Source organism: Nonomuraea cavernae (assembly GCF_040655715.1).
GTDB lineage: Bacteria > Actinomycetota > Actinomycetes > Streptosporangiales > Streptosporangiaceae > Nonomuraea > Nonomuraea cavernae_A.
In genome coordinates, this window is sequence record NZ_JBFAKL010000023.1 from 22574 (window position 1) to 34695 (window position 12122).

Here is a 12122-nt window from a genome sequence, read left to right on the forward strand (position 1 = left end):
TGAGCAACCGAGGCTGAGAGCGAGCCGAGATGGCCTTCCGCCGGAGCAGGCAGGACGAGAGGGCGGGTCCGGGCGGCCTCGCCCAGGACGTCGTCGACGAGATCACCTGGTATATGCGCGAGCACAAGATAACCCGCGCCGACCTGGCCATGTCGATGGGCGTCTCGCCCGGCCGTGTGAGCCAGATCCTGTCCGGCGACGAGAATCTCACGCTCCGCACGCTCGGCTCCGTGGTCGCCGCGCTCGGCGCCCGGCTCGACCTCACGCTGGGCGACGCCGAGGACTCCGCCTCAAGGATGCGGACTGACCGGCTCGGTGACCGTACGGGACCGTGACGGCGGCACGTACCTGGGCAGCGACCGATGGCCGGCCCGGTAGGCCGAGGCGAGCAACCGCAGCAGGTCGTTCTCAGCGTCGTGACGCAGGATCCCGTGCAATCGGGTCAGATCGTGGAGATAGCGCTCGTACCTGGCCAGCTTCGTGTGCCGCGACCCGCCGAGGGCGGTGACCACCTTGGAGCGCGAGGCGCCGTCCTCGATCAGCGCCGCCACGTCCAGCCTGCGCTCGATCGCCTCCAGCCGGCCGAGCAGCGACACCAGCCAGAACGTCGCCATCTCCTTGCCCACCGTGCGGCGCTCGGGCTCGCCGGCCCGGACCTGGCTGAACCACAGGCCGCTCGGCGCCACCGCGCCCAGCAGGGTGGACAGGTACTGGTCGAGCACGATCCCGCCCACCAGCGCGACGGAAGCGGACACCAGCCCTGTCAGCATGACGATCGCCACCGCCAGCCACCGGCCGGCGGGCCCGAACGGCCGCCCCGTGCCCTGGCAGCGAAGCAGCAGGAATCCGATGGCGGAGATCATGGCCAGCCCGACCGTGAGCCCCACCTGCCCGGGGGTGACCTCCTGCATGGAATCCGCCCTCCGTGCGGGATGTTGAATTCCATAGTCGTAGCGATGATGGGCCATGGAAATGCTGTTGCCTGTCACATATGTCCGCCAGATACGGTGAAACTCACACCACGCGCCTTCCACGACAGGAGCACGCCACCATGCCCGGCCCGCTGATCGTCAACGACTCGGTCGTCGTCCCCGACGTCGAGCTCGTCTGGCGTTTCTCGCGCTCGTCCGGTCCGGGCGGGCAGGGCGTCAACACCACCGACAGCCGGGTGGAGCTCACCTTCGACCTGGCGGCCAGCACCGCCCTGTCGCCGGCCCTGAAGGCCCGCGCGATCGAGCGCCTGGGCGCGCCGGTCATCACGATCGCCGCCTCGGAGTACCGCTCCCAGCTGCGCAACCGGGAGGCCGCCGAGCAGCGGCTGGCCCAGCGCCTGCGCGAGGCGATCGCCCCGCCGCCGAAGCGCCGCCGCCCCACCAAGCCGAGCCGGGGTGCCGTCGAGCGGCGCATCGTCGCCAAGAAGCACCGCGCCGACCTGAAGCGCCTGCGCCGCGACCCCTGATCCACGCGGCGGGCGCCTCAGGCGAGCGGGGCCACGCCCGTTCACGTCCAGAGGCGCTCCGGGTCACCGGCGTTCAGGAGCGCGGTGACGTCGTCCAGCGGCGGGTAGATCCGTTCTTCCACGATGGTGCGTTTGAGCTCCTTGGCGCTGCCGCCGGTGAGCTTGACGGAGCGTTCCCATCCGGTGGTGAGGATGGCGCCGGCCGCCCCCAGGTCGAGACAGGTCACGTAGGGCTGGGGCGCGAACGCCAGGGAGGGACGCCCGAGCAGGTCGGCCGCGGCGTTGTGGCCGGCGTACCTGCCGAGGGGGATCGCGTACTGGCAGCTCTGCAGGGTCGGATGGTCGGAGTCCGCCATCGCGGCCGCGGTGTCTCCGGCGGCGAAAACCTCCGGTGACTCCGGCACGCGCAGGTGCCGATCGACGCGCAACCTGCCCAGGGCGTCATGGCTGCCCGGGATGTGCCGGGTGAGAGCGCTCGCCGCCATGCCGGCCGTCCACACGGCGGTGTGCGCGGAGAGCTCCGTCCCGTCGGCGAGGTGGACGTGGGTGGCGTCGAGCGACGCGACGCTCGAGTCGAGACGGACCTCGATGCCGAGTTCCTCCACCGCGGCGCTGATGACGGGATGCGGCCCCGGGCCGAGCTCCGGCCCGAGCATGCCCGCGCGTTCCACCAGCACGACACGGACCTCGTGGGCGGCCGGTCCGGCCAGCGCGCGGAGCCGTCCCACCAGCTCGGTCGCCACCTCCAGGCCGGTGAAGCCCGCCCCGACGACCACGGCGGTGAACCGGCCGGATCCCTCGGGCCGGGCCGGCAGCGCGCGCAGATGGCTGTCGAGGGCGACCGCGCGGGCAAGGGTGTCGACGTCGAACAGATGCTCGCCGCCGGGCAGGTCCGGCCGTCGCAGGGCGCTGCCGCTGGCCAGGATCAGGCGGCGGTAGCTCAGCCGCTCCGTGCGCCCGTCGCCGTGCGTGACGTCGACCGACCGGTGTTCGCTGTCGATGGCCGTGGCGATCCCGGGCAGCCGCCTGACCCCGACAGGGTGCAGGATCCGTTCCAGCGGCACCCGCAGCGCCGCCGGGTCGGCTTCGTACAGGCGGGGGCGGATGACGAGATCGTCGCCCGGGGTGACCATGGTGATCGTCAGCCCGGCACCGTGCTCATCGCGTAACCGGGCGGCGGCCAGAGCGCTCCACACCCCGGCGAATCCGCCACCAATGATCAAAACATCTGACATTTCGCCTTACCTCCGTATACAGGATGGAAACGCATGTAGCCAAGGGCGGGACGCCGAACGGCCCGGCCGGACGCCGGGCACCACCTCAACCGGGCCACAGATCGAGCGCCGCCGACTCGCGCGCCCAGATGTCGGCGAGCGTCTCGCGCCGGCGCACCAGCCGTACGTCGCCGTCGTCGAGGTGCACGACCGCCGGCCGGGGAAAACCGTTGAACTGGGTGGACAGCACCTCGCAGTAGGCCCCCTGGTTCAGCAGGGCCACCAGGTCGCCCTCCCGCACGGGCGGCAACGAGATGTCCTCGGCGATACTGTCGTACGCGCACGTGGGCCCCACCAGCTCCACCGGCAGCGGATGCGGCGCGGCGTCGGGCCCGTGCCCGACCACGAGAAGGGGAAAGCCGACCCGGTTCAGCCCACGGCCGGTGAACATGGTCATGGCGCAGTCGAGCGTGACATAACGTCGCTCTCTCGGACGGGTCACGTCCTTCACGTCCTGGACTCCGGCGAGCAACAGCACGGCGTTGCCCACATGGAACCCGCCGGTCTCGAACTGCACGATCGGATCCCAGTCCGCCCCGGCGAGCCCGGCCGCGATGGCCTCCGCGTACTCGTCGGGAGTGGGCAGCGTCCTGAACTCGCCGTCGCCGCCGTTGCCCGGCGTCGACAGGTACACCGACCGTCCGGAACGGAGCCCGCCGCCGAGGTTGAGGCGCGGGGTGACGACTCCCATCCGGCGGCGCAGCAGGTGGGCGAATTCCACGATCTCCTCGGCGCAGCGGGCCTGGTGCATCAGCTGCCGCTCGGCGGTGAAGTCCGCGCGGTAGCCGGGGAACCCGGCGTGGTGGGTGAGCCCGACGAACTCCAGCTCCTCCGCCGCCACGATGGCCCGGACGACGGCCTCGGCGTCACCGCTCTGCGTGCTCGATCCGAACTTGCCCTCGGCGATGCGCAGCGTCCGCTCGTAGCTGGGGTCGCTCAGCAGCAGGCGGGCGTAGGAGAGCTTCAGCCGGACGGCGCACGGCACCGTGACACCCAGCGACCGCGCGATCGACCGGATCCGGTCGACCTCCGCGATCGAGTCGACGTTGATCTGCCAGACGCCCATGCGGATGGCGGCGGTGAGGTAGGCGCGCGACTTCCCGTTGCCGTTGATGATCACCTTGCCGGCCGGCACGCCGGCCGACGCGGCGAGCGCGAGCTCGAACTCGGAGCTGCAGTCCAGCGCCGCCCCGAGCCCGGCCATGGTCTGGACGACCGCCCGGTTGTTGTTCGCCTTCATGGAGTACGCGATCACCGGCCGCGAGAGCCGGGCGCTGAGCGCGGTGTGCAGGGTCGAGTAGTTGAGCCGGAGCTGGGAGGCGGAGATCGCCCACGTGGGCGTGCCATGGCGGGCGGCCAGCTCCGCCAGGCCGACGCCGTCGAACGTGACGGAGCCGTCCGGGGCGTGGGCGAGCGCCTCCGGCGCGTGGGACAGGTCGGTCACGGTCACCTGGGCACCATCCTTGGGGGCAGGGCACCGTACCGGTGCCGGGAGAAGTTCATGATCACGAGGGTCAGTGACCCAGGTGCCGTACGGCGTTGAACGGGGGCATGGCCTCCGGGTCGACGGCGACGTCGATCAACGCCGGCCCGTCCTGCGCGAACGCCTCGCGCAGGGCGTCCGCCAGGTGGTGGGGGTCCGTCACCCGCCGGCCGTGGATGCCCACCGCCGACGCGAGGCGGTCGTGCCGCACGTCGGCGAAGTCCAGCCACCTCGGCGGCCGGTCGTTCAGGTCGTGCCAGAGGCGCTGGTAGGCGAAGCAGCCGTTGTTGAGCACGATGACCACGACCGGCAGCCGCTCCCGTGCCAGGGTTTCCAGCTCGCCCCAGCCGAATCCGAACCCGCCGTCACCGACGACGGCGACGACCCTGCGGCCGGGGTGAGCGACCTGCGCCCCGATGGCCCCGGGCAGGCCGAACCCGAGGGTGCCGGCCGCGCGCCCGTAGGTGATGGCCGAGACGTCGCGGCCGACGGTCAGCGCGCTGAGCGCCCAGATGCTGGAGTAGCCGGCGTCGCAGACCACCACGGCGTCCTCGGGCAGGGTCCCGCGCAGGTCCGCGTACACGCGAGCGGGTGCGACGGCGGTGCCCGGCGCCCGCGCCGCGGCGGCCTGGGCGGCTCTCACCCCCTCCCACTGCCGTGCGAGCTCGCGGGTGACCGCCGGCAGGTCGCGGGATTCGGGGCGCGCGGCGCGCAGGGCGTCGTTGACCGCTTCGAGGGCCAGGCGGGCGTCGGCGACGATGGGGAACTGGTCGCGGGGCGAGCGGGCGAGGCGGTCGGCGTCGACGTCGACGCGGATCACGGTGCTGCCCGGCGTGGGCAGCCTGCCGCCGTCGGTGGTCGCGCCGTCGAGATCCGATCCGACGACGAGGACGACGTCGGCGGCCGCGAGCCACGGGTTGGCCACGCTGCCCGATCCACCGGGCGCGTCGCTCATGAATCCGGCGACACCCGCGTAGAGAGGGTGGGTCTCCAGGATGACGCCCCTGGCCATGGCCGTCAGCGTCACCGGCGCGGCCAGCCGCTCGGCCAGCTCGATGGCCGCGGCTCCCGCTCCGGCGACGCGGGCGCCGTTGCCGAGCAACAGCACCGGTGACCGGGCTCCGGCGAGGATGCCGGCCACCCGCGCGGCCACCTCCGGCGCGAGGCCCGCGGGGGCCGGGAAGGGCTCGTTCCGCGGTGACCTGGCCGGCTCCACGGGAGCGCCGAGGACGTCGTTGGGCAGGGCCACCAGGACGGGACCCGGGCAGCCGCTCATGGAGGTGCGCAGCGCCCTGGCCACGGCCGGCGCGACGTCCTCGGGCCGTTCGGGCCGTGCCGCCCACTTGACGATCGGCGCGACCACGGCCGGCAGGTCGACCTCCTGGAAGGCGCCGCGCCCCCGGACCGTCGTCTCCACGTCGCTGACCAGCGCGACAAGGGGTGAGTTCGCCGCGCGCGCCTCGAACAGCGCGGTGACGAGGTTGAGCGCGCCGGGGCCGTGGATGCCGCAGGCGACGGCCGGCCGCCTGGTCAGCCGGGCGACCGCGTCGGCGGCGAACCCCGCGGAGCGCTCGTCGCGCATGGTCACCGGTCTGATGATGTCGGGGTCGATCGCCTCGTAGAGCCATTCCGGGGAGTCCTGGCCGAAGATCTCGGTCACCCCGTGGCGGCGCAGTTCCTCGGCGACGGCGTGGCCGGCGTTGCGCGCGGCGGGCTCAGACATGGGCGCCGGCCCGCCACGGCCGGAGATGGCCGGTCGAATCCGGGGCTGGGTGCCGAACGGTCATCTTGGTCTGGACCTCCTCCGGGCGGAGCGCCTGCGCCGGCCCGTTCGCGATGTGGTTCTCCGGACGCCGCCGCCGTGTCGCCGAGAGGGTCACGGCGGGGCGGCAAGGCCGGACGTCAGTTTCCGACAAACTAGGCAATTGTATAATTGGATCCTATTTAGCTTCCGGAAGGTCGTCAAGGGACGGAATCAGCGGCGATTGGATACAACTCAGCTTCCGGTGTTAGCCCAGCGGGGTGGAGGTGTCCATGAATCGGCGCAGCACGTTCGCGGTGACGCGTGAGACGTTGTTGTCGTAGTCGTTGTGGGAGAGGCTGCCGATCCAGTCGATCGAGCCGACCGCGAACACCGCTCCTCCACCGGGGGTCTCGAAGAAGGTGAGGTCGGCACGGACGTCCGCGCACTCTGTGCCGCCCTGCCCCGGCTTCATCGCCAGCACCTCCTCGACCACGTGCTGGAACAGGTCGCTGTGCGCGCCCTGGGAGGTCGCGACCACCAGGGCGTGTGGCGGTGTCCCGAGCGAGACGTCCGCCCGGTCGGTCTCCGCGCCGGCGGCGCCGCCGCCGTTGTTGCCGAAGTCGCCGATCGGCTCGTCCAGGTCCACGCCCTCGAAGATGAAGGCGGCGCGCGGATCCCGGCTCGCGGGCGTGGGGTGGTAGGGAACGGAGGGCCCGCCGCCCTGCGCGGTGAAGCCGACGCCGGCCAGCCGTTGCGGAGGCCGCCCGCGGTGCCGCCACAGGCCGCCCGGCTCGCCGTTGGAATGGTGTTCCTCACCCGGGGCGCTCGCCCACGCCCGGGTACCCGCGTGGCCGCGGCGGATCTCGATCACATGGGGGCGATCCGGGAGGATCGTCGTCACCCAGTAGAACCCGTTGCCGCCCAGGTACATCAGCCGGCCACCGGTGTCCGCGTAGCACGTCAGCGCCTCCAGCATCTCGCCGCTCACGTACTCGGGGTGCATGCCGGTGAGCACCACGTCGTAGCGCCGCAGCAGCGCGAGGCCCTCCTCGTGGAGGTCGTCGTCGGTGATCACGTCGTAGCCGACGCCCCGCGCGGCCAGCCAGTCGAGGAGGTACATGTCGCCGCTGAAACACCACCCGCCGCCGCCGCTGAGGAACCAGCGGTAGGTGGGCTGGACGTTGAGCATCGGGCGCAGCCGTGAGACGTGCGCGACGCCGGATCCGTCGGAGTGCAGGTTGTAGAGCGACGGCCCCAGATCCAGGCGCCCGCCGATGACCGGGTCGAGCTCGTCGAGCACGACGTCGCCGCCCCCGGTCATCTCCCTCATCCGGACGGGGTTGTGCCGCAGGTTGGAGTAGGCCATGTAGGTGAAGGTCGAGGCCAGGAACGCCACCCGCCGGCAGGCTCGCCCGCGAGGTGGGCGTACGAAGAAGACGACGAAACACTCCTCGCCGTCCGAGCTGAGCCGTGCGGCGTAGGCGCCACCGGCCAGATCGTCCGGCACCTCGTAGCGGAAGGCCGGATCCCAGCGGGCATCGTCGAGGTCGTCGTCGTGGAAATGGATCGCGCCGTACTCCTCCGGCGCCAGGCGGTGATCGCGATATCGGCCGGTCCATCGGTGACCCGTCACGGCACGCAGCGGGGAGTTGACCGTCTCGCCGTGGAAGTCGTGTCCCGACACGTCCGTGATCCGCCGATGCTCCATGTCCAGGCTGAAGTCCCAGTCGGCCTGGACGTGCCCCGGCACGAGGTCCCTGCCGTCCGCGCCGTCGCTCAGCCGCGCCATCTCGGCGGCCGTCAGCGCCCGATCGAGCACACAGGGGGTGTCGATCTTGCCGTTGAACCCGCCCTCGAGGCGGGGAAGCCGCCGGCCCCGGGCCGGGCCGGCGAGCGCCTCGCCGGCGATGAGGACGGGAGCGCCGGGGTTGATCCGCGGTCCGGCGCCGAGGCGCCCGGCCCAGTCCGCGTGATCGGGGTCACCGGCGTAGCGCCGCATCGGCCGCTGGAGGAGGCGCACCGTACCGGCGGCCAGGTCGACCGCCGCCGCCACGAGGTACCAGTGCCCGGCCAGCAGCGGGACTCCCGTGGTGGCCAGGACGTCGCCGACCCGGCACGCGAGCGCTCCGGTCTCGTCGAGCAGCAGGCCGAAACCCTCGCCGGGCTCCTCGCAGCCTTTCGTCAGGATTCCCTGGCGACGGCCGCCGCCCGGCGCGGTGGGGCAGATCCACGCCTGAACGGTGAAGCCGGGGCCGGACAGCAGCCGGGCGTCACCCGCGACCGTCGCGTACGAGCCGGGCAGCAGCTCCTGGACGCCGCCCGGGTACCTGCCGTCGATCGCGGCCCCGGCCCGCTCATACGCGAACGTCTCGGCCGCGCCCCTGGTGCGCGGTCCGCCGCGCGTCAGCCTGACGATCTCCGCCTGGTAGCGCTCGGGTTCGGCGCTCACCATGAAGGTGATCGCCTCGCCTGGCGCGACCGACCAGCGATCGGCGTATCCCATGAGCCGCCCGTTGCGGGGCAGCGTCCTTGCCGCGGTCATCCGCGCAGACCTCCATCGACTCGAATGACCTGGCCGGTGACATAGTCGGACAGATCGGTGGCCAGGAACTCGATGACACCGGCGCAGTCCTCCACGGTGCCGAGCCGCCGCAACGCGATGTCCCGGGTCACCTCGTCGAGGCCCAGCTCGCGCATCTTCGGCAGCAACCGTCCGGTGCCGATCGCCCCGGGCGCGATCACGTTGGCGGTGACGCCTTCCGGGCCCAGTTCCTGGGCGAGACAGCGGGTGTACATGATGATCGCCGCCTTGGCCGCGGCGTAGTGGGCGTAGCCGCCGTCCGGCCTGGGCTGGAGCCCGGAGACCGACGACACGGTCACGATCTTTCCCGACCGGCGCGCGCGCATCACCTCGGCGACAGGCACGCACGTGTTGACGGTCGTCAGGAGGTTGCGGTCGAGCACGGCGGCGAGCTGGCCGAGATCGACGCGGGACGCCGTGTTCTCCGTCATCGCGCCGGTCCCGCCGCCGGCGTTGCACACGCAGACATCGATGCGGCCACAGGCGTCCATGACCTGCTCGACCATCTGCCGGGCCGACCGGGCGTCGCTCAGGTCGGCTTCGACGGCCAGCGCGCGACCGCCCATCGCGGCTATCTCGTCGGCGGTGCCGGCCGCGGTCATCAGCTCGCGTTCGGCGTCGAACTCCTCGTAGGAGCGCAGGTCGCGATCGACGACCACCACGGCCGCGCCCAGCCGCGCCAGCCGCAGCGCGTAACCGCGCCCGATGCCGCGGGCCGCCCCGGTCACGATCGCGACCTGACCGTCGAGCGCGGCACGGCGTGGACCGGTGGCGGCGCTCACGAGGCCACCTCCGGCGCCTCGAGGACGATGGCGTCGGCGCACTCCCACGAGAGCCGCACGGCCTCGCCCCGGCCGATGCCGGCGTCCGCCTCGACGGCGCCGACCCGCGCCTGCCGCAGGCTGCCGTCGGGCAGCGCGACGAGGTACCTGCGGCCGGAGCCGAGGTAGATCACGTCCTGGACGACGCCGGTGAGGACGTTGCCGCCAGAATCCGGCTCGGGCTCGGCCACGGAATCGGCCGCGGGATCGTCTCTTGTCACGCGGATGCGCTCGGGACGGACGACGACCGCGGCGCTCGTCCCGTTGCCGGGACGGCGTGACCCGCCGGGCGCCACGACGATCGGCGGCATGTCCGGGGCGACGAGGCGGTCCACCCTCCCGGTGCCGTCGAAGGTGCCGTGAAAGACGTTGGACTCGCCCATGAACTGCGCCACGAAGACCGACTCCGGGCGCTCGTAGAGTTCCTGGGCCGTGCCGACCTGCTTGATCCGGCCGTGGTCGTAGATGGCGATGCGGTCGCTCATCACCAGGGCCTCCTCCTGGTCGTGCGTGACATAGCAGATCGTGATGCCGAGCTCCCGGTGGATCCGCATGATCTCGAGCTGGAGCGCCTCGCGGAGTTTCTTGTCGAGCGCCCCCATGGGCTCGTCCATCAGGAGGACCTGCGGCTCGAAGACGATCGCCCGGGCGAGGGCGACCCGCTGCTGCTGCCCGCCGGAGAGCTGGCGCGGGTAGCGGTCGCCCATGCCCTCCAGGTGAACGGTGGCCAGCGCCGCCTCCACCCGGTCGAGCCGCGCCCCCTTCGCGACGCCGCGTGCCCGCAGCGGGAACGCGATGTTCTCAGCGGCGGTCAGGTGAGGAAACAGCGCGTAGTTCTGGAAGACCACGCCGATGTCCCGGCGGTGCGCGGGAAGCCGGGTGATGGCGCGGTCGTGCAGCCGCACCTCGCCGGAGTCTGGCTCCACGAAGCCGGCGATGATCTTCAGGGTGGTCGTCTTGCCGGAGCCGGAGGCCCCCAGCAGGGTCAGAAACTCGCCCGGGGCGACGCTGATGGAGACGTCGTCCACAGCGGCCACCTTGCCGTAGCGCTTGCCGACCCCGCACAGCTCCAGCCGGCCTGGGGATCTTGTCGATGTCATGCCGGGTTCCTTCATGTCTTGAGCCCGCGCCGGGCGGCCAGGGCGACTCCGAGCGCCGTCACGGTGACCAGGACGAGCAGGGTGGCCGCAGCCGCGACCGTCGGGTCCACGCCGCTGCGCAGCTGGTTGAAGATCACGACGGGGAGTGTGCGCACCACCGGGTCGGTCACGAACAGCGCGACGACGATCTCGTCCCACGAGGTGATGAACGCGAACAGCGCGCTGGCCGCGACTCCCGGCGCGACCAGCGGCAACGTGATCCGGAAGAACGTGGAGACAGGCCCGGCGCCGAGGCTCAGGGCCGCGAGTTCGAGGTTGCGGTCGAACGAGCGCAGGCTGTTGGTCACGGACACGATGACCAGGGGCAGCGCCAGCACCGTGTGCGCCAGCACCAGCCCGGCGGTCGTGCCGACGATCCCGAGCCGCACGAAGACGAAGTACGTTCCGATCGCGGTGATGACCGTCGGGACGACGATCGGGCTCAGCGACAGCGAGCTGATCAGCTGCCGGCCGCGGAAGCGTCCCCGGGTGAGCCCCAGCGCGGTCGTGGTGCCGATGGCCGTCGCCGCGAGCGCCGTCCAGAGCGCCACCTCGAGGCTTTTCAGGGTCGCGTCGCGCCAGGCCGGGTCGGCCAGCAGGGTCTCGTACCACCTCAGGCTGAAGCCGCGCGGCGGCCAGCGCAGCAGGCTGCCCTCGGTGAACGAGAGGGGGATGACGACGAGGGTGGGCAGTAGCAGGAAGACCGCGATCAGCGCCACGGCCGTGCGCAGGCCGCCCTTCCAGGGGATCCGGCGCATCATTCCTCGTATCCCATGACGGTGCGCAGGTCGACCAGCCGCGTGCCGGCCCCGACGATCACCAGCGTCGAGACCAGCAGGACGACGCCGAGCGCGCCTCCCACGCCGAACTCCAGCTGGCCGCTGACCTGTTCGACGATGAGCTGGCCGACGAGCGGCTCGCCCGGGTCGCCGAGGATCGCCGGAGTGAGGTAGAACCCCAGCGAGATGACGAACACGATGAGGCTGCCCGCGTAGATGCCGGCCTTGCTGAGCGGCAGGAAGACCCGGCGGAACGCGGTGAGCGGCGACGCGCCGAGGCTCTTCGCCGCGCGGGTGAGATCCGGGTCGATCCGCCGCATCCCCGCGTAGAGGGAGAGCACCATGAAGGGCAGCAGCACGTGCGTCATACCGATGGTCGTGCCGAGGGCGTTGCGGATCAGCGGGAGCGGCTCGTCGATGACGCCCGCGCTCATCAGCGCGGTGTTGACGATGCCACTGTCCTGGAGCCACACGGACCAGGCGAAGGTGCGCACGAGGATGCTCGACCAGAACGGCAGCAGCACGAAGAACCCGAGGACCAGGGCGAGCCGGCGGCCGGAGGCGTGCATCACGTACGCGTACGGATAGCCGAGCAGCAGGCAGGTTCCGGTGGTGACCACCGCGACGAGGAACGTCGTGACGTAGGCATCCCGATAGACCGGTGATTCCGCGAAGACCGCGTAGTTGGCCGGGGACGGCTCGGTGAGGCTGAGAATGGCCATGTCCGCGATCGGCCAGCCGAAGAACAGCAGCAGGAACGCGATGCCGGGGACCGCCAGGAGCCCCCAGCCGGGCACCCGCCTCGCCGTCCTCGCCGTCCTCACCGTGCTCACCGTGCTCAC

11 protein-coding genes are annotated in these 12122 nt (G+C 71.9%); 2 read left to right on the forward strand and 9 right to left on the reverse strand.

The window, feature by feature from the left end:
- The first annotated feature begins 29 nt into the window (after positions 1–29).
- Entirely contained in the window at positions 30–335 is a 306-nt protein-coding gene (locus tag AB0I38_RS28800) for a helix-turn-helix domain-containing protein (protein ID WP_358482300.1), read from the forward strand.
- On the opposite strand, the gene AB0I38_RS28805 is transcribed toward AB0I38_RS28800, so the two are convergent.
- Positions 291–911 carry a hypothetical protein gene (locus tag AB0I38_RS28805; RefSeq protein WP_358482309.1) on the reverse strand — a complete coding sequence of 207 codons (621 nt, stop codon included), beginning with the start codon at positions 909–911 and terminating at the stop codon, positions 291–293. The genes AB0I38_RS28800 and AB0I38_RS28805 overlap by 45 nt on opposite strands.
- Before the next feature lie 140 nt (positions 912–1051).
- Between AB0I38_RS28805 and arfB the strand changes: the two genes are divergently transcribed.
- Entirely contained in the window at positions 1052–1459 is a 408-nt protein-coding gene (gene arfB, locus AB0I38_RS28810; protein ID WP_358482323.1) for an alternative ribosome rescue aminoacyl-tRNA hydrolase ArfB, read from the forward strand.
- A 41-nt stretch (positions 1460–1500) separates the two neighbouring features.
- Here arfB and AB0I38_RS28815 read toward each other — a convergent pair whose 3' ends face one another.
- From AB0I38_RS28815 to AB0I38_RS28850, 8 genes are all read right to left on the reverse strand, one after another.
- Entirely contained in the window at positions 1501–2694 is a 1194-nt protein-coding gene (locus AB0I38_RS28815) for an NAD(P)/FAD-dependent oxidoreductase (RefSeq protein ID WP_358482341.1), read from the reverse strand.
- An 85-nt stretch (positions 2695–2779) separates the two neighbouring features.
- A complete protein-coding gene (locus AB0I38_RS28820; RefSeq protein WP_358482348.1) occupies positions 2780–4183 on the reverse strand; it encodes a diaminopimelate decarboxylase family protein in 1404 nt (467 codons plus the stop codon).
- A 64-nt stretch (positions 4184–4247) separates the two neighbouring features.
- Entirely contained in the window at positions 4248–5939 is a 1692-nt protein-coding gene (locus AB0I38_RS28825) for a thiamine pyrophosphate-binding protein (protein WP_358482355.1), read from the reverse strand.
- Between the two features lie 286 nt (positions 5940–6225).
- Positions 6226–8502 (reverse strand): N,N-dimethylformamidase beta subunit family domain-containing protein, encoded by a 2277-nt coding sequence (locus tag AB0I38_RS28830; protein ID WP_358482367.1) that lies wholly within the window; start codon positions 8500–8502, stop codon positions 6226–6228.
- Positions 8499–9323, reverse strand: a complete 825-nt coding sequence (locus AB0I38_RS28835; RefSeq protein ID WP_358482382.1) for an SDR family NAD(P)-dependent oxidoreductase — start codon at positions 9321–9323, stop codon at positions 8499–8501. Before AB0I38_RS28835 ends, AB0I38_RS28830 begins: the two co-directional genes overlap by 4 nt.
- Positions 9320–10462: an ABC transporter ATP-binding protein gene (locus AB0I38_RS28840; protein WP_358482392.1), complete on the reverse strand. Its 1143-nt coding sequence runs from the start codon at positions 10460–10462 to the stop codon at positions 9320–9322. The genes AB0I38_RS28835 and AB0I38_RS28840 overlap by 4 nt, the downstream gene beginning before the upstream one ends.
- A gap of 11 nt (positions 10463–10473) precedes the next feature.
- Complete coding sequence (locus AB0I38_RS28845; RefSeq protein ID WP_358482409.1) at positions 10474–11262, reverse strand: ABC transporter permease; 789 nt, start codon at positions 11260–11262, stop codon at positions 10474–10476.
- Complete coding sequence (locus tag AB0I38_RS28850; RefSeq protein ID WP_358482438.1) at positions 11259–12113, reverse strand: ABC transporter permease; 855 nt, start codon at positions 12111–12113, stop codon at positions 11259–11261. The genes AB0I38_RS28845 and AB0I38_RS28850 overlap by 4 nt, the downstream gene beginning before the upstream one ends.
- Positions 12114–12122: the final 9 nt, after the last annotated feature.